The organism is Pseudomonas sp. MPB26, assembly GCF_046605355.1.
Classification (GTDB): domain Bacteria; phylum Pseudomonadota; class Gammaproteobacteria; order Pseudomonadales; family Pseudomonadaceae; genus Aquipseudomonas; species Aquipseudomonas cedrina.
The window spans coordinates 1,466,202-1,483,551 of sequence record NZ_CP176793.1 but is presented as its reverse complement, the minus strand read 5'-3'; the positions used below and the strand labels follow the sequence as shown (position 1 = coordinate 1,483,551).

Annotated in this window: 19 protein-coding genes; 2 read left to right on the top strand and 17 right to left on the bottom strand. The window is 63.8% G+C overall.

The window, feature by feature from the left end:
- Positions 1-79: 79 nt before the first annotated feature.
- Both ACLH0H_RS06880 and ACLH0H_RS06875 read left to right on the top strand, forming a co-directional pair.
- Positions 80-973 carry a LysR substrate-binding domain-containing protein gene (locus ACLH0H_RS06880; protein ID WP_411381466.1) on the top strand — a complete coding sequence of 298 codons (894 nt, stop codon included), beginning with the start codon at positions 80-82 and terminating at the stop codon, positions 971-973.
- 86 nt (positions 974-1,059) lie between these two features.
- Complete coding sequence (locus ACLH0H_RS06875; protein WP_186687680.1) at positions 1,060-1,446, top strand: type II toxin-antitoxin system PemK/MazF family toxin; 387 nt, start codon at positions 1,060-1,062, stop codon at positions 1,444-1,446.
- Between the two features lie 209 nt (positions 1,447-1,655).
- On the opposite strand, the gene ACLH0H_RS06870 is transcribed toward ACLH0H_RS06875, so the two are convergent.
- The 17 genes from ACLH0H_RS06870 to ACLH0H_RS06790 form a co-directional block, all read right to left on the bottom strand.
- Positions 1,656-2,102, bottom strand: a complete 447-nt coding sequence (locus tag ACLH0H_RS06870; RefSeq protein WP_411381465.1) for a hypothetical protein — start codon at positions 2,100-2,102, stop codon at positions 1,656-1,658.
- 26 nt (positions 2,103-2,128) lie between these two features.
- Complete coding sequence (locus tag ACLH0H_RS06865; RefSeq protein WP_411381464.1) at positions 2,129-3,355, bottom strand: beta-ketoacyl-ACP synthase; 1,227 nt, start codon at positions 3,353-3,355, stop codon at positions 2,129-2,131.
- Entirely contained in the window at positions 3,355-4,083 is a 729-nt protein-coding gene (locus ACLH0H_RS06860) for a 3-ketoacyl-ACP reductase FabG2 (protein WP_411381463.1), read from the bottom strand. Before ACLH0H_RS06860 ends, ACLH0H_RS06865 begins: the two co-directional genes overlap by 1 nt.
- Positions 4,080-4,541, bottom strand: coding sequence for a hotdog family protein (locus tag ACLH0H_RS06855; protein ID WP_076951762.1), 462 nt, complete (start codon positions 4,539-4,541; stop codon positions 4,080-4,082). The genes ACLH0H_RS06860 and ACLH0H_RS06855 overlap by 4 nt, the downstream gene beginning before the upstream one ends.
- A complete protein-coding gene (locus ACLH0H_RS06850) occupies positions 4,538-5,704 on the bottom strand; it encodes a beta-ketoacyl-[acyl-carrier-protein] synthase family protein (RefSeq protein ID WP_411381462.1) in 1,167 nt (388 codons plus the stop codon). The genes ACLH0H_RS06855 and ACLH0H_RS06850 overlap by 4 nt, the downstream gene beginning before the upstream one ends.
- Positions 5,701-6,183, bottom strand: a complete 483-nt coding sequence (locus ACLH0H_RS06845; RefSeq protein ID WP_411381461.1) for a hypothetical protein — start codon at positions 6,181-6,183, stop codon at positions 5,701-5,703. The genes ACLH0H_RS06850 and ACLH0H_RS06845 overlap by 4 nt, the downstream gene beginning before the upstream one ends.
- Positions 6,180-6,929: a class I SAM-dependent methyltransferase gene (locus tag ACLH0H_RS06840; RefSeq protein ID WP_411381460.1), complete on the bottom strand. Its 750-nt coding sequence runs from the start codon at positions 6,927-6,929 to the stop codon at positions 6,180-6,182. The genes ACLH0H_RS06845 and ACLH0H_RS06840 overlap by 4 nt, the downstream gene beginning before the upstream one ends.
- A complete protein-coding gene (locus ACLH0H_RS06835) occupies positions 6,926-8,173 on the bottom strand; it encodes an NAD(P)/FAD-dependent oxidoreductase (RefSeq protein WP_411381459.1) in 1,248 nt (415 codons plus the stop codon). Before ACLH0H_RS06835 ends, ACLH0H_RS06840 begins: the two co-directional genes overlap by 4 nt.
- A 33-nt stretch (positions 8,174-8,206) precedes the next feature.
- Positions 8,207-10,519, bottom strand: a complete 2,313-nt coding sequence (locus tag ACLH0H_RS06830) for an MMPL family transporter (protein WP_411381458.1) — start codon at positions 10,517-10,519, stop codon at positions 8,207-8,209.
- The gene (locus ACLH0H_RS06825) at positions 10,509-11,219 is read right to left on the bottom strand and encodes an outer membrane lipoprotein carrier protein LolA (protein WP_411381457.1); all 711 of its coding nucleotides are present in this window, start codon (positions 11,217-11,219) and stop codon (positions 10,509-10,511) included. The genes ACLH0H_RS06830 and ACLH0H_RS06825 overlap by 11 nt, the downstream gene beginning before the upstream one ends.
- Positions 11,216-11,641, bottom strand: a complete 426-nt coding sequence (locus ACLH0H_RS06820) for an acyl-CoA thioesterase (protein ID WP_307387528.1) — start codon at positions 11,639-11,641, stop codon at positions 11,216-11,218. Before ACLH0H_RS06820 ends, ACLH0H_RS06825 begins: the two co-directional genes overlap by 4 nt.
- Positions 11,634-13,175: an HAL/PAL/TAL family ammonia-lyase gene (hutH, locus tag ACLH0H_RS06815; RefSeq protein ID WP_411381456.1), complete on the bottom strand. Its 1,542-nt coding sequence runs from the start codon at positions 13,173-13,175 to the stop codon at positions 11,634-11,636. The genes ACLH0H_RS06820 and hutH overlap by 8 nt, the downstream gene beginning before the upstream one ends.
- Complete coding sequence (locus ACLH0H_RS06810) at positions 13,159-14,094, bottom strand: glycosyl transferase (protein ID WP_411381455.1); 936 nt, start codon at positions 14,092-14,094, stop codon at positions 13,159-13,161. Before ACLH0H_RS06810 ends, hutH begins: the two co-directional genes overlap by 17 nt.
- Positions 14,091-14,825: a glycosyltransferase family 2 protein gene (locus ACLH0H_RS06805; protein ID WP_411381454.1), complete on the bottom strand. Its 735-nt coding sequence runs from the start codon at positions 14,823-14,825 to the stop codon at positions 14,091-14,093. The genes ACLH0H_RS06810 and ACLH0H_RS06805 overlap by 4 nt, the downstream gene beginning before the upstream one ends.
- Before the next feature lie 63 nt (positions 14,826-14,888).
- Positions 14,889-16,556, bottom strand: coding sequence for an AMP-binding protein (locus ACLH0H_RS06800; RefSeq protein ID WP_411381453.1), 1,668 nt, complete (start codon positions 16,554-16,556; stop codon positions 14,889-14,891).
- On the bottom strand, positions 16,553-17,098 hold the full coding sequence (locus ACLH0H_RS06795) for a hypothetical protein (RefSeq protein ID WP_411381452.1): 546 nt from the start codon (positions 17,096-17,098) through the stop codon (positions 16,553-16,555). Before ACLH0H_RS06795 ends, ACLH0H_RS06800 begins: the two co-directional genes overlap by 4 nt.
- On the bottom strand, positions 17,095-17,349 hold the full coding sequence (locus ACLH0H_RS06790) for an acyl carrier protein (RefSeq protein ID WP_005784088.1): 255 nt from the start codon (positions 17,347-17,349) through the stop codon (positions 17,095-17,097). The genes ACLH0H_RS06795 and ACLH0H_RS06790 overlap by 4 nt, the downstream gene beginning before the upstream one ends.
- Position 17,350 lies beyond the last annotated feature (1 nt).

Here is a 17,350-nt window from a genome sequence, read left to right as displayed (position 1 = left end):
AAGAATATAGCTGGCTAATGATTCTTTCCAATATATTGTTCGACCTGTTTGATAGCTTTGACGACCTAATGAGGTGGGTATGGAACTGCGTCACTTGCGTTACTTCATCGCCGTTGCCGAAGAACTGCATTTCGGCCGCGCCGCGCAGGTGCTGGGCATCTCGCAGCCGCCGCTGAGCCAGCAGATCCAGGCGCTGGAACATCAAGTGGGTGCGCGGTTATTTGAACGTACCAATCGTCGGGTCGAGCTGAGCGAAGCGGGCCGGTTGTTCCTGCACGAGGCACGGCTGGTGCTGGCCCAGGTCGACAAGGCGGCGGATGTGGCGCGTCGTGCACAGCTGGGTGAGCTGGGCGAGTTGAAGATCGGCTTCACCTCGTCGGCACCGTTCAATGCCAGCATTCCCCAGGCGATCTTCGCGTTTCGCCAGGCTTTCCCGGCGGTGCACCTCAACCTTCAGGAGATGAGCAGCACGGAAGTGGCCGAGTCGCTGGTGGATGAGTCGATCCAGGTGGGGCTGATGCGACCGCTGCCGTTGCCGGACTCGCTGAGCGTGGTCGAGCTGATGCGCGAGCCGCTGGTGGCGGTGTTGAATGCCGGCCACCCGCTGGCGGAGGGGAGCGAGCGTGGCGTGCACCTGACGCAACTGGCGCAGGAGCCGTTCGTGTTTTTCCCGCGCGCCTACGGCAGCGGCCTGTATGCGCAGTTGCTCAGCCTGTGCCGTGACGCCGGCTTCAGCCCCCACATCGCCCAGGAGGCGGGGGAGGCGATGACCATCATCGGTCTGGTGGCGGCGGGATTGGGCGTATCGGTGTTGCCGGCGTCATACCAACGCATCCGGATCGACGGCGTGGTGTATCGCACGTTGCTCGACCCCGAGGCGGTGACGGCGGTGTGGCTGGTGCAACGCAAGGGCGCGCAGACGCCCATGGCGAAGGCGTTTGTGGAGTTGTTGACGCGTAAGGCAGTGCTGTAGCGCGGACACATATCAGGTAACGCAACCGGCTTAGTTATTCGCCGAAAAGTTACGCAGAATCGCTTTTTCTCAAGCGAGTGATATGGATGGCACTTCTCTATCAGCCCAAGGAGGGCAGCGTGTTGATGTGTGATTTTCGAGGCTATGAGGTCCCGGAAATCATAAAGATCCGACCGGTCATCGTGGTACGCAAGCACCGAACCAATAAGTTGCTGGTGACGGTTGTGCCACTGAGCACCACTGCGCCGCAGACGGTCTTGGAGCACCACTTGCAGCTCGATAGTCATCTTCAAGGAGCAAGCCCTGTCTGCTGGGCAAAATGTGACATTGTGGCGACTGTCAGCCTGGGCAGGCTCGACCGGATCAAAAGCAAGGATCGTCACGGCAAACGAACTTACAAAATCGCTGAACTCACCTATGATCAATTCTTAGCAATAAAGGCGGCGGTGCGCAGTGCGCTGGGGCTGCATTGAGGGATGAACGGCATTTTGCCACGGGTTGCCGTTAAGCTGTTTTCAGGCATACTGCCCAAGTTCCCGAAAGGGGCTTGTGAGACTCTGAGGATCCTGGGCAACCAGCCATCGCAGAGCCAGGCAGGACGAGGCGATGACAAGCCAACCTGTTTGTGAAGAGGGCGCCGAGAGGCGCCCTTTGTCGTTTCTGAATCTTGAGCGTCTCAGTTCTACTTGGTAGTCCCGGTCTGCTCAAACAACTGCGCCGCCGACCCCGCCTCCCCACTCACACCATTGCTGCGCAAGCCCGCCATGATGTCGCTGTCCAGGTTGTTCACCCAGCGGTTGTAGTTGCGATGGATCTTGCCGTCCTTGTAGCCCAGCTGTCGGCTGTCGCGGTAGGTGATGGCGTAGCTGTTGCGGGTATAGCGGATGTCGATGGCCGCGTAATACTGATTACGCACGGTGATCTCGGCCTGCACCAGTTGCGGGCTCAGGCGCTGTACCGTCCATTCGCGTTTTTGCAGGGCGTTGACGATCACCTGTTTCATTTTTTCTTCAGTGACCTGAGCGTTGGCCGGCAGGTCGTGCTGGGTATTGAGGATCGGTTTGCTGGTGCAGCCGGCTGTCGTCAGCAGGGCCAGAGTGATCAGGGTCGCGCGTAGCAAGGAAGACATTCCGTATTCTCCAATCGATTAAAAAGTCAGGACCAGCGGCGGAAGATCAGCGAAGTGTTGACGCCGCCGAAGGCAAAGTTGTTGTTCATCACGTAGTCGTGGTGCATCTCGCGGAATTCACCTTGCACGTAGTCCAGTTCGCCGCATTGCGGGTCGACCGCATCCAGGTTGAAGGTGTGCACGTACTGGTTGCGGTTCATCATCTCGATGCTGAACCAGGACTCCAGCGCACCGCAGGCGCCCAAGGTATGGCCCAGAAAGCTCTTCTGCGAACTGATCGGCATGCGGCTGCCGAACAGGCTGCTGGTGGCCAGCGTTTCGGCGATATCGCCCTGGTCGGTAGCGGTGCCATGACCATTCACGTAGCCGATTGCGCCAGGCTCAAGCCCGGCATCTTCCAGGGCCAGCTCCATCGCGCGGCGCATGGTTTTCTGTTCCGGACGCGTGGTGTGCTGGCCGTCGGCGTTGCTGCCGAAGCCGACCAGCTCGGCGTGGATATGCGCACCGCGAGCCAGGGCATGTTCCAGTTCTTCGAGCACCAGCATGCCGCCGCCTTCGCCGATCACCAGGCCATCGCGGCCGCTGTCATAGGGGCGTGGACTGGTTTGCGGGGCATCGTTCTTCAGGCTGGTGGCGTAGAGCGCGTCGAACACCATGGCTTCGGTAGGGCACAGCTCTTCGGCGCCACCGGCCAGCATCAACGGCAGGCGGCCGAACTTGATCGCTTCATACGCATAGCCGATGCCTTGGCTGCCGCTGGTGCAGGCGCTGGACGTGGGAATCAGCCGCCCGGTGAGGCCGAAAAAGATGCTGATATTCGCCGCCGTGGTGTGCGGCATCATGCGCACATAAGAATTGGCATTCAGCCCCTCGGCCACCGAATTGAGCAACATGTTTCCGAACGCCTTGATCTCGTCGGTGCTGCCGGTGGACGAGCCGCAGGCCACGCCCATGCGTCCGTCCTTGATCGACTCGTCGCCGAGCAGGCCGGCGTCCTGCAACGCCTGTTCAGCCGCCCACACCGCCAGGCGCGAGACGCGGCCCATGCTGCGCAGTTGTTTGCGCGTCCAATGGGCAGGCACGACAAAGTCGTCGATCGGCCCGGCCAGGCGCGTGTTCAATTCGGTAAAACGGTCCCACTCGTCCATGCGCCGGATGCCGCTGCGGTTGGCGCGGAAGTTGGCGCAAATGGTGTCCCAATCACCCCCCAGGGAGGTCATGCCGGCCATGCCGGTGACGACGACGCGCTTCATCAGCACAATCCCCCATTCACCGCCAGGACCTGGCGCGTGATATAGCCCGCCTCGGCCGACATCAGGAAGTTCACCGCGCCCGCCACTTCTTCCGGGGTGCCCATGCGTTGTGCCGGGATCATTTTCATCAACTCTTCGACCGGCACGTTTTCATCCAGCATGGCGGTGTCGATCAGGCCGGGGGCGACGCAGTTGACGGTGATCTTGCGCTTGCCCAGCTCGATGGCCAGGGCCTTGGCCGCGCCGATCAGGCCGGCTTTCGAGGCGCTGTAATTGACCTGGCCGCGATTGCCGATCAACCCGGACACCGAGGTGATGCACACGATGCGCCCGGCCGCCTTGCGACGAATCATCGGCATCATCACCGGGTGCAGCACGTTATAGAAACCGTCGAGATTGGTGCGCATCACCACGTCCCAGTCATCTTCGGACAAGGCCGGGAAGGCACCGTCACGGGTCAGGCCGGCATTGAGCACCACGCCATAATAGGCGCCATGTTGCTCCACATCGGCCTCAAGAATCTGCCTGCAAAGCGCGCGATCCGCCACGTCGAATTGCAGCACTCGCGCCTGGCGGCCCAGCGCTTGGACCTCGGCCTGCACTGCGTTGGCTTCGGCACGGCCACTGCGGCAGTGCAGCACGATGTCATGCCCGGCCTGGGCCAGGCGCAGCGCGATGGCGCGGCCGATGCCACGGCTGGAGCCGGTGACCAGTACGGATTCAGTCATGACGTTTCGTCCTTCGATTCAGCTAAATAGTTGGCCGCCTGGGGCGGTCGAAATACATTCAAGCGGGCGCTGGCCTGGATGCCGTTGCCGGTCAGGTGGCATTCGAACACACCCATGCCGTTGTCGTCTTCCAGGGAACGCAGGCCGTGGATCGTCAGTTCGGCGCCAGCGGGAAAGTGCTCCACGTTGCACTCGAATTTACGTGTACCGAGCAGGAAGCCCAGTTCCACGGCTTCGCCTTTCTGGCGCGCGCGGCAACCGGCATAGGCGGCGACGCTCTGCGCCATCAATTCGATGCCGACCCAGGCCGGCAGGCTGCCGTCCGCGCGGTTGAACAGGCCGCCGGGCTGGACGGTGGTTCGGGTATGAATCTGCTCTTCGTCAAACGACAGCACCTGGTCGATCAGGATCATGTCGCCGGCATGGGGCAGCAGTTCGGCGAGTGGCCAATTGATCATGGGGCCTCTGCGATAATCAGGCTGACATTGTTGCCGCCGAAGGCAAACGAGTTGCTCATCAGGCAGCGTTTTTCCAGGCCGGCTCCGGCCTGCGCCCACTGCAAGGCAGGCAGCAGCGGGTCGGCCTGGCCGTCCCAGACATGCGGCGGCAGGCGGTTGTGAACCAGGCTCAACCAGCAGAACGCCGCTTCCAGCGCGCCGGCTGCGCCCAGGGTATGGCCGCTCATGGGTTTGGTCGACGAGCAAGCCACGCCTTGCGGGAACAGGCTGGCGACGGCCAGGCTTTCCATGGCGTCGTTATGCTGGGTGGCGGTGCCGTGCAGGTTCAGGTAGCCGATCGCTTCGGGCTGCAGCCTGGCACTGGCGAGCGCCTTGCGCATCGCCTGCAACGCACCTTTGCCGGTGGGTTCAGGCGCGGAGATATGGTGCGCATCGCAGCTGGCGCCGCTGCCCAGCAGGACGATGGGCGCGGGCTCCTTGGTCATCAGGAACAGCACGGCCGCCTCGCCGATGTTAATGCCGTTGCGGTTCACTGAAAACGGGTTGCAGCGCTGGTTCGACACGGCTTCCAATGCGCTGAAGCCATTGAGGGTGAGCTTGCACAGGCTGTCGACGCCGCCGCAAATAACCGCATCGCACAGGCCCAGGTCCAACAGGCGTTGGGCGCTCATCAGCGCGCGGGCGCTGGAGGTGCAGGCCGTGGAGATCACATAGGCCGGGCCGCTCAGTTGCAGCCAGTCAGCCAGGAAGTTGGCCGGGGCGCTGAGTTCCTGTTGCTGATAGTCGTAGTCGCCCGGGAACTGGTGTTCCCGCAGGTACTGGGCCATCCCGCGACTGGCTTCGTCGATGCCCGACGTGCTGGTACCGAGCACGACGCCGACCCGTGAGGCGCCGTAAGTCTGGATGGCGCGGCGGATCTCACCCTCGATCTGCAACGCCGCTTCCAGCAGCAGTTGGTTATTGCGGCTGCGTTGCTGGCCCAATTGCGCCGGGATGGCCGCCAAGTCGCCGTGCACACCGGCTACCGGCAATTCGCGCTCCGGCACCCAGCCGCTCTCGGCGCGCATGCCCGAGCAGTCACCGGCAAACAGGCGGCGGCTGACTTCAACCTGGCCACGGCCAAGGGCGCAGATGACGCCCAGGGCGTTGAGGTAGGCGGTCATCGGTCAACTCCGAGTGGCGTGACGCGGTAGCTCAACGGCTGCCCGCTCATGTTCACGCTAAAGACTTCGGAAGACTGATACACGATCTGCCAATGGCCCGGCAGGGTCCGCGTCAGGTCCCTGGCCTGGGTGCCGGGATACAGCGCACGCACATCATCGGCCGAGGTCAACGCAAACAGCAACGCGGCAAACAGCTCGCGCGCCTGGGGGTTGGGCGGCAGCAGGCCATCGGCCTGCCACTGGCCATCGATCAGTTTTTGCCGGGCCTGGGGGATGCCCAGCGGGTCCATCATCGACCAGCGAATGCCGCCGCCTTCGCGCTGGATCACCAGCAACCAATCCTGGCTCTGGCCGTCGGCCAGGCGTTGCACGTGCAGTTGCAGCGGCAACGCCAGGGTTGGGGGGTTCCCGGGCAGCGGTGGCTGGCTGGCGCAGGCGCCCAGCAGCATCAGGCAGCCGATCAACAGCATGCGCATCATGGCGCGGCACTCGCCAACGGTTTGCGTGCCACGCAGTTGACCAGGGTTTCTTCGCGCTGGCCCACCGGTGGCGCCTTGCGCAGGCCCCAGCGCTCCAACAGGCCGAAGTCGCTGGAGCGGCTCCACCACAGGTACGGGTACGAGACGTTCTGCGGGCCGAATTCAAAACCCTGCTCGCGGAGCATCTGCAGGTATTGCTCGGCGCTTTTCTGCACGTGCATCGGGTGGCGGAACAGCCAACGGATCACCCAGGTATCGATATAGGCTTCGGTGGACTCGGCAAACAGCAAGTAACCCCCCGGCTTGAGCACGCGGTAAAACTCCTTGAGTGCACGATGCTGTTCAACCAGATGGTGGAAGGTCTGGTGGCAGAACAGGATATCGACGCTGGCGTCCGGCACTTGCAACGTGGCGCAGTCGCTGCCGATCAGCTCGACGGCCAGGCCCTGGCGCGTCGCTTCTTCACGGCTCAACTCGAGGCTGTGAAGATCGGCGTCCAGGCCGATCAGCCGCCCAGGCGCGAACACTTGGTGCAGCAGCGTGAAGGATTTGCCCTGGCCGCAACCGGCGTCGAGCAGCACCGGCGCCTGGGGCAGCGGCTCGGTAAACAGGTTGCGCAGGTCGTTGATCGCTACGCGCAACACGCGGTGCTGCCAGGTGTGGCTGCGCAGGAACCAGAAGCCGAACCGGGTTTCTTCGACGTAGTTGCCGCTCAAGCAGGTTTTTTCCAGCGGTGCGCTGCTCATACCGGCTCACTCGCACAGATTTCCGACAACATCCGCAACCGTCGCTTGGGCTCGCTCACGAACGGGTTGCGCTCATCCCATGCGTACCCGGCAAGGATCGCGCTGATCATGCGCCGAATCTCCGGCGAGCTGCCGGGATGAAAAATCACATCTTGGAAGGTTCCGGCGTACCAGCCCTCGACGTAGCATCGGAAGGTTTCGACGCCGCGCTTCAAGGGCTCGGCGAACTCGGTTTGCCAGTCCACGGTTTCGCCTTTGAGCTGACGATGCAGCACGCCGGCCGCCATGCTCGCCGAGCGCATGGCAATGGTCACGCCGGACGAAAACACCGGGTCGAGAAATTCCGCGGCGTTGCCCAGCAGCGCAAAACCCGGACCGTGCAAGGTTTTGACATTGGCCGCGTAGCCGCCGATGGTCCGCGCCGGCGTATCCCACACGGCGTTGTCCAGCACGCCGGACAGGCTCGGGGTTTCGTCGATAAAGCCGCGCAGGCAGGCGTCGAGGTCAGTGTCACGGCCTTCGAAATGCGCCTTGGCCGCGACCACGCCGACCGAGCAGCGGCCGTTACTGAACGGAATGGTCCAGAACCAGATATCGCGCTGGGTCGGGTGAGTCGTGACCAGGATCTTGGTGCGGTCGAAGCCTGGGTGTTCGATCCGGTCTTCAACGTGGGTGAACACCGCCTGGCGCACCGGGAAGTCCGACGGCACGTCCAGGTCGAGCAGGCGCGGCAGCACACGGCCGTAGCCGCTGGCGTCGAGCACGAATTTGGCCTTGAGATGGTACTCGCTGCCGTTCTCACGGCGAACGTGCAGGTAGCGGCACTCGCCCTTGAAATCGACGCCGACGATGGTTTCGCCGTAGCGGATCTCCACGCCCTGCAGCGCGGCCTGATCGGCCAGCAACTTGTCGAACTCGCCACGCTGCACCTGGAAGGTGGTGGGCTTGCCGTGGCTGAAGGTGTCGCCGAAGTCAAACGCGCTGTAGCGCTCGCCCCAGGCGAACGCGGCGCCGGTTTTCAGTTGGAAACCCGCGGCCTGCACGGCCTCGAGCATGCCGGCTTCTTCGATAAAGTCGATGCAGTGGGACAGCAGGCTTTCGCCAATCGAGAACCGTGGGAAATGCTGGCGCTCGATGATCAATACATCATGCCCATTGCGCTTGAGCAGCGCGGCGGCGATGGCCCCGGATGGACCGGCACCGATCACCACCACCTGGCGACGTTCCATTTCAACTGTGGGCACGAGGGCTCCTTGCCGTTCTGGCGATAATCACATTCATAAGGCGTGTTTCTGTTGTCCGGCCCAGGGCGCCAGCATAAAGCTGAATGCCAGGCCCAGGCTGACCGATAGGCCGAAATTACTCACCGCCGGCGTGCTGGACACCGCCAGCAGGCCAAACGATAACCAGGTCGTCAGCGCCGCCAGCAAGGTTCCCAACAGGCTGACCGCGGGGCCGCCGATCTGCTCGCGCATCAGGATCGCATAATCGACGCTGATAGCCGTGACCAGCAGCAAGCCGAACAGGCTGAACAGCGTCAGCGGCTGGCCCAGCCAGCCGAGGCTGGCCAGGCTGCACAGCGCCGCCAGCAGCGGCAGGGCGACGATGCGCAAGGCCCCGCCAAAACCGAACGGCAGGATCAGCAGCAGTACGATCAAAACACAGGACATCAGTTTCAACTCGGCGGCGCTGATTTGCGTGTCGGCGAACACCCGGTTCAAATCGCCCAGACGGTCCACCAACTGCACACCCGGTAAGTCCAATGCTTGCACCCGTAGCAGCGCCGGGTTGTTCAAGCCTTGCAGGCTGACCATGGCCGCCACGCCACCTTCAATCGGGCCAAGCCACAGGGTGCGCCAAGGTTCGGCCAGCGGGCCTATCAGCGCGGCGTCGATGTCTTCGGTGGGCAGAGCCTGCAACCTTGCAACTTCGGCGTGCAGCGCGCTGGCAGGCACGCCCAGGTCAAGCAGCGGCTGCCAGTGTTGCGGCAGTTGGTCCAGCGCATCGCGCAATTGTTGTTGCTCTGCGGGCAGGCTGACCAATTGATTGAGCGCCAGGTAACCCTTGAGTTTGTCCATGTTCACCAGTGGGTCCAGGCGCTGCGCCAACGCAGCCTGGCGCTCCAGCAACTGCTGCTGGGTGTCTGCGCGCACCAGAAAGAACTGGCTGGTGGGCTGGAACCCGGTAATGCGCGCCACGGCCTGGGCTTCCTGCAGCAATTGCGGCGGTGCGCCGATCCATTGGCGGATATCGTTTTTGCTGTTCAAGTGCCATAAGCCACCTGCGCAAAACAGCAGCAGCGCCCCCAGCAATACCGGGCTCGGCACGCGCTTGAGCAAGGATGCACGCGCGCGCCACATTCCTTCGGCGATGCGCAGCGGCCATTGCGCCGGGCGCAGCTCCACGCCCTTGAGCAATGCCGGCAGCAGGCACACGGCGCACAGGTAGGCGCCGACCAACCCAGCGGCAGAGAACACCGCTATTTGCGTCAAGGCCGGGAACGGCGTCCAGGCCAGCGCCAGATACCCGATGCAACTGGTCGCCAGGCTCAGGCTCAAGCCTGGCAGCGTGAGGCGCAACGCCGGCCAACTGCGCCATGGCCGTAGGCTCCAGCTTTTCGACAGGTAATGCAGCGGGTAGTCCACCGCCACGCCGATCAGGCTGGAGCCCAGCACCAGTGTCATTACGTGCATGTGATCAAACAACGCCACGCAGGCCACCGCGCCAAACAGCATGCCCACCAGCACCGGCACAAAGGCCAGCAGTACGCGCCAGCGCCGGAACGCCAGCAACAACAGCAAAAGGATACCGATGGTCGCGCCGCCGCCGACCCAGGTGATTTCCCGGGTGGCCTGCTGCTGACCATTGGCGGCGTAGAGCAAGCCGCTGGCGGCGAGCAATTGGGCGCCGTGCCCGGCGGCCTGCTCGCGGCTGGCCTGGAGCAGGTCCGCCACCTGCAGCGGCAGTTTCATATCGAAGGCATTGCCGGTGGTGCGCGCGCGCAGCAACACCCAGTTTTTGCCGTCGGCATCGGCGATCAACGCGCCGCTGCCGATATCCAGCTGCACGGCGCCGCGCTGCGGCTGGCTGTTCTGGATGCGCCCGGTCAGGCCCAGCCAGTCGTCCTGGCTGGGCACCAGGCTGAAACCGGTAAAGGGGTCGTACAACGCCTGTACGCGCTGTTGGATAAACGCGTCAGGGTGCTCGATCAGCTGCTCGCGATCCTTGGCCGAGAGCATGGCCAGGCGTCCGCGCAGCAATTGCTCGCGCAGTGCCGGCAAGTCGGCTTGCAGGTTCCATTGCACCTTTTCAAACAACCCGCTGGCCTGCCAGCGCTCGCCCAATTGTTGGGCCACGGCCACGGCTTGCTGGCGGTCGGCATGCCCGACCAGCACCAGCATTTCGCGGTTCAGCGGTTCTTGCATGCGTTGTTCGGCTTGCTGTTCCAGCGCATCCGGCGTGCTGCCCGGCACCAGTTCCATCAGGTTGGCCGACAACGGCGCACCGTGACGCCACTGCCAGCCGGCCAGGGCCAGCATGGCGACCAGCAGGATCAGGAACAGGCGCGGCAGCAGGCGCTCACTGGGCAAAGTCGTGTTGCTCCGCGTCAGTCAAGGGTTGGCTCGCCGTGCTGTCCAGCATGCGCAGTAGGGTGCTGTCGCCCTGGGTTTCCAGCAGTTCGATTTTCTGCACCAGTTCGCCGCCGTCGATATTGATCTGGGTGAAGACTTGCTTGAGCAGCAGCGAGCGCGGCACCAGGGTCAATGTCCACTGTTTGGCCTCGCCTTGCAGTTGCAGGTCGAAGTCACGCTGCAAGCCGCTGCTGTCGCCCTGGAGCACGGCGAGGAACAGGCGGTTCTGTTCGGCGCCGGCGCTCTTGTTCGGCAGCAATTGCCAGCCATTGGCGTCACGCCGGGCAATGCCCTGGGCGCTGATGCGGTAGTCCTGCTGCAGCGGGGTTTTGAGCAGCCACAGCAGGCCATGGTCTTTAGCCAGGACGAAGGTGCCTTTGCTGACGAGGGGCTGGGGCAGAGCGCGCAGGTGTTTTTCTTGGGTGAAGTTGCCGTGGATGACGGTGGGTTTTGCGAGTTGGTCGCTGAGTTGCTGCAGGTCGAAAGCATGGGCCAGGCCTGTATTAGTCAACAACAGAATTAACGCGATCAATGTGGGAGCGGCGGTGCGACGATTCGACTTGCTCGCGAAGGACTTGAGAGCGCCGCAGTGTGTCAGGTACCCAGTGATATCGTTGACGATCTTCGCGAGCAAGCCCGCTCCCACAGGGGATCTCATTTCAAGGCTCTCTCTACGGCGTTTGTGAATACGGTTGGGGAGGCAAGCTGCATCTCGCGGGTCGCGACTTCCACCGCCACCTGCACGGTGCTGGCACGGGTCAACCGCTCGCCGCTGGCCACATCGGTAATCAGGTAATTGACCTTCAAGCGGTTCTCCCATTCCACCAGGCTTGCGCGTACGTTGATGGTCTGGCCGAACACCGCGCCGCGCACATAGCGCAGCTGCATGTCGATCACCGGCCAGGCATAGCCGGACTCGAGCATCGCTGTGTAGTTGTGGCCGATCTTGTCCAGCAGCGCGCAGCGCGCCACTTCCAGGTATTTCACGTAATGCCCGTGCCAGACGACGTTCATGGTGTCGACGTCAAAAAACGGCACGAGGATTTCAGTGTCGCAATGCAGCACGCCCTGGCTACGCATGCAGCCTCCAGTGTTGCTCAGCGATGCGTTGCAGGCACAGGCGCAGTTCGCCTTCCAGGGCGCGGTCTTCGATGACCGGCGGGAAGTCTTTGGCGAGTGCTTCGTGCATCGTCGCCAGCGCCGGCGGCAGTGGCCGCGCATCCTCGGCCTGGGCGCGCAGCCACACGCCCTGGTTGGCGGCGAGTAACGTCGCGGCGGCGACTTGCTCGGTCAGTTCCAGCACGCGGATCGCATCGCGGGCGGCGATGGTGCCCATGCTGACCTTGTCCTGGTTATGGCACTCGGTGGAGCGCGAGAACACGCTGGCCGGCATGGTGTTTTTCAGCGCTTCGGCGGTCCAGGCGCTGGTGCCGATCTGCACGGCCTTGAAGCCATGGTTGATCATTGCGCGGTCGGCCGGGGCACCGGACAGGTTGCTCGGCAGGCCATGGTTGTAGCGCACGTCCACCAGCAGTGCGAGCTGGCGGTCGAGCAGGTCGGCAACGTTGGCAACCAGGGTCTTGAGGCTGTCCATGGCAAAGGCGATGTGCCCGCCGTAAAAATGCCCACCGTGGAGCACGCGTTCTTCTTCGGCGTCGATGATCGGGTTGTCGTTGGCGCTGTTCAGCTCGATCTCGATGAAGGAACGCAGCCAGTTCAGGCTGTCGGCCAGCACGCCGAGCACATGGGGTGCGCAACGCAGCGAGTAACGGTCCTGCAGGCGATGCAGCGGCGCGGTCGGCGCGTCGATCGCCAGGTCCTTGCGCAGCCATGCGGCAACTTGCATCTGCCCCGGGTGCGGCTTGGCGGCGAACAGGCGCTCATCGAAATGTTCCGGGTTGCCTTGCAGCGCCACCACGTTCAACGCGGTGATGCGCGTGGCCAGTTGCAGCAGGTAGTCGGCGCGGGCGAAGGCCAGGCAGGCCAGGCCGGTCATCACTGCGGTGCCGTTCATCAGCGCCAGGGCTTCCTTGGGGCGCAGCACCAGCGGTTCCCAGCCCAGTTCGCGATGCACATCGGCGGCCTGGCGGCGTTCGCCACGGAACATCACCTCACGCTCGCCGGAGAGCGTCGCGGCTACGTAGGACAGCGGCGTCAAGTCACCGCTGGCGCCTACCGAACCCTCTTCCGGAATCAGCGGCAACACGTCGTGTTCGAGGAATGCATGCAGGCGCTCGAGCAACTCCACGCGTACGCCGGACACGCCGTGACACAGCGACTGCAACCGCGCGGCCAGCACCGCCCGGGTGGCTTGGGCATCGAGCAGCTTGCCCAGGCCGCACCCATGGAAGGTATACAGATGACGCGGCAAGGCCTCGACATGCTGCAACGGCACGGCCACCACGCAGGAGTCGCCATAGCCGGTGGTCACGCCATAAATCACGCCTTCCTTGTCCAGCAGCGAATCGAGAAACTGCGCGCCCTTGGCGATGCGCTGGCGATACGCGGCATCGCCCTGCAATTGGGTCGGCGCCTGACGGTTGGCCAAAGCCAGCACGTCTTCGATGCGCAATGCGCGTTCGCCAAAGGTTACCGGCTCAAGATGCGTGGTCATCGGTCTTCCAGAAAGGGTAAAAGTTGAACCATTGTTGGGGCGCTTCCAGGCAGAACTGGCCCAGGCGTGCGGCATAGCGCGCGGTCCACAGGGCAATGACCTGCTCGCGGGTGCTGCGTTTCCATTCGATCGACTCGGCGAAAGGCTCGATGCTCAGGCGATAGCGCCGCCCGTGCTTGAGGCACATCAGCAGGTTCACCGGGCATTTGAGCAGGCCGGCCAGCAGCCACGGCCCCTGCGGGAAGGCGGCGTCATGGCCGAGGAAGTCTACGCGCACCGTGCGCCCGCCGTGCAGCGGCACGCGGTCGCCGGCAATCGCCAGCCACTCACCGTCGTCCAGGCGCTGGCTGAGCTGCAGCATGGTGGCCGGATCCAGTTCGCTGACCTGGATCAGGCGCAAGTGGGTTGCCCCGGCTTCGCCCAGCAGGCGGTTGAATTGTTCGGCGTGTTTGGTGTGCACCAGTACGTTCATGGTGACTTGCTCACCGATCTCGGCGAGGGCGCGGCACACTTCCAGGTTGCCCAGGTGCGCGCCCACCAGCATCTGCCCGCGGTCACCACGCAGTTGCCCGCGCAATTGCGCCGGGTCGTTGATCTCGATCTGTTCCAGGCGCAGCTTGCCGTTCCACACGTCGAGCTTGTCGAGCAGCGAGTCGGCAAAGGCCATGAACTGACCGAAGACCTTCCAATGAGTGGGGCGCAACGCGTCACGCCCGCTCCAGTCGGCCAGGCGCTGTTGGTACTGCCAGGCGCTGCGGCGCGCGGTGCGGCCGAACAGGAAAAAGTACAACACGATGCCGTACAGCACCGGGCTCAGGACTCGGCGGCCGCAGACCTTGGCGGCGAACGCGGTGAATTTCATCAGCCAGTAGCTGCCGCGTTCCTCGCGGTCGGCCCAGTGTTTGGTGCTGTCGCTCATGCCTGCCACCGTCGCCACAGGATCATCGGCGCACGCACCAGCATGCCGAAGAACAGACGGGTGTGCATCGCCGAGATGCGCACGTTGTCGTGGAACAGGCGAAAGTGCGACAGGCCGTCGGCGGGGTAGTGCACCTGAGTCGGCAGCCAGCGCATCGGCTGGTTGCGCCAGGCCAGGCGCACCAGGATATCGGAGTCAAAATCCATGCGCGTGCCAATGTAGGCCGAGTCCATCAGTGCCAGCACCGGCGCCAGCGGGTACACGCGAAAGCCGCACATCGAGTCGCGAATCTGCAGCGACAGGGTGTTGATCCACACCCACACGTGGGTCAGGTAGCGCGCGTACAGGCGGCCTTTGGGCACGCTGTCGTCGTATTCAGGGTAGCCGCAGATCACCGCGTCGGGATGCCTGCGCGAGAGGTCGAGGAACGTCTCGACTTCGCGCAGGTCGTGCTGGCCGTCGGCGTCCACTTGCAGGGTATGGGTATAGCCCAGGCGTGCGGCTTCGCGGAAACCGGCCATCACCGCGCCGCCTTTGCCCTGGTTGCTGGGCAGGTGCAGCAGGGTGACGTTGTCGAGCGTCGCCAGTTGCGCCAATACCGCTGCGCAGGCCGGGCTGCTGCCGTCGTCGACCAACAGGCAGGGCAGGCCATTGTTCAACAGGCGGTGGACCACGGCGGGTACGGCGGCTTCGTGGTTGTAGACCGGGATCAGGGCGCAGGGGTTATGCATGGCGGCCCTCACTGACAGGACCAGCATATGTGCCGAGCGGGCCCGCTTGCCACAAAAGCTTATTCACTTGGCCTCTCCCAGCACTATCCGGCCGCTTGAGCAGGCTGCAACGCAGTTGCGATAAGCGAAGTACAGCTTGCTGCGTTCCGGGTCAAAGCGCAGGTGCAATTCGATGTGATCACCCGGGCGCACCAATTGCTGAAACTTGAGCACTTCCATGCCGGCAAAGGTCGGCGGCAAATCGAGCAGTTGCTGGCCCAGGTTGAATGCCCATTCCACCTGCACCACCCCCGGCAGCACCGGCGTGACCGGGAAGTGCCCGCTGAAGTAGGCGAGGTCCGGCGGGACGCTCAGTTGCAAGGTCCATTCGCCGTCGGCTTCGGCTTGTTCCAGTACTTCGGGCGCTTTCGGCCTGGAGGCCAGCAGCAGCGCCTCGACGTCGGCCTGGGGCAGCTTGCCTTGGCTGTTCAGCGGCAATTGCCGCAGCAAACGCCAGCGCCGCGGCAGCGCCAGTGCTTCGCAATGTTGGCTCAAATGTTGGCGCAGTGTCTGGGTGAGTGCGCGCCGACCCTGATTGCGCAGGGCATGCAAGCCCTCGGCGCTCAGCACCACCAGGGCGCCGAGGGAGGCGCGGTTTTCCTGCACCACCCCCAGACGGGTTTCCGCGACCCATGGGTGGGCCACCAGTGCCTGCTCCAGCATGGGCAGGGAGATGCGTTTTTCTTCCAGCTTGACGATTCGGTCCAGACGCCCGAGCAGCTCGAAACGGCCATCGGCATGGATGCGCGCGGCGTCGGCGGTGTGTTCGATATGCCCGGCGGGCAGGTAGGGCGAAGCGATGCGCAGGGCGCCGTCGGCGTCCTGGCTCAGTTGCACATCCGCGAAAGGCTGCCAGGGCTGCGCGCCTTGGCGCCAGGCGATGCCACCGGTTTCCGAGCTGCCGAGGATTTCGGTCGGCCATTGCTGCAAACGGTCGTACAGGCTGCCGGCGGCTTCCACGGGCAACGCGCCGCCGGACGAAAACACCCGCGACACCTGGCTCAGCGCGGGCCAGTCGAGGTTGTCGCCCATGCGCTTGAGCAGCGCCGGGCTGGCGACCCAGGCAAAGCGTGTGTGCTCGCGGCTGGCGCGCTGCAAATCCTCGGGGAAGGCCAGTTGCTTGCGCACAAACGTGCGACCGGCGCACAGCGGCCATAGCACGCGGAACAGCAAGCCGTAGATATGCTGGGTGGCGACGCTGCCAATGATGCAGGCGTCTTTAAGGTCCGCGCCCCACAGCGTTTCCAGGGCTTCGACTTCGTTGGCCAGCTGGCGCAGGGTCTTGTCGATGCGCTTGGGTTCGCCACTGGAGCCGGAGGTGCACAGGCTCAGTTGGCAGGCATCCAAGTCGAGCACGGCAGCGCTCAGCGGCGCTTGATACAGCGCGTCCAGGTGGGCCGCTTCGGTCAGCCAGGCATCGACTACCGCGTCCCAGCGTTGGCGGGTCTGGGGTTGCAGGTCGGCGGGCAGCAGCACGCTGACCCCGGCGCGCCAGGCGCCCAGCAGGGCAATCGCCAGCAGGCCTGCATCTTCCAGGTGCACGGCCAGACGCCGAATACCCCGCGCCTGCAGCCCCGCCGCCAGGCTCAGGGCCTGCTCCCACAGCTGTGCGTGGCTCATTTGAGGTGCGGTGGTCACCCAACGCTGTTGCAGCGGCTCAAGCAACAAGTGCTCAAGTTTCAACCCATTCATACGCGGCCTCGAACCCTTTGTCGTACCAGCCATTCCACGGCAAACAACAGCCCCATCAACCCATAGGCGATCAGGCCGTTGTACAACGTCCACCAGCTCAGCGGCGCCCACAGGGTAAGGGCGGCGGCGAGCAGGCCATTACACAAAAAAAATACGCTCCACACCACGGTCACCTGGCGGGTATACACCACGGCGTGGGGCGGCAACACCGGATCGGTCATGCGCGCCAGGCGCTCGACCATCGGCGGGCCGTACCTGAGGCTCAAGCCAAACAACGCCAACATGAATGCGCTGACCAGGCTCGGGTACCAGCGCAGCAGCTGCGGGCTGTCGAACCAGGCCAGCGCCAGGCAGAACACGATCACCGCCGATGCCATCCAACGGCTGCCGGGGCGTCGTGCGGCGGTCAGCGCGCGCAGCAGCCACAGGCCGCCCAACAACAGGCCGAACTGCCATGGCGCAAAGTGCTCGGTGCCGAAATACACCGCAAAGGGGTACAGCAGCCCCGCCAGCAACAGGCCAAGGCCAATCAGCCGGCTCATGCGGCCGGTTGGACCAGGCGGTACACCGCCTCAACCACGTCGTTCACGGTACGCACCGCCTTGAATTCTTCGGCGGCGATCTTCTTGCCGGTCTGGCGCTTGATATGGTCGATCAAGTCCACGGCGTCGATGCTGTCGATTTCCAGGTCCTGGTACAGGTTGGCGTCAAGGGTGACGCGGGCAGGCTCCAGTTCAAACAGTTCCACCAAGGCGTCGCGCAGGGTGTTGAAAATATCGTCACGAGTTTGCATG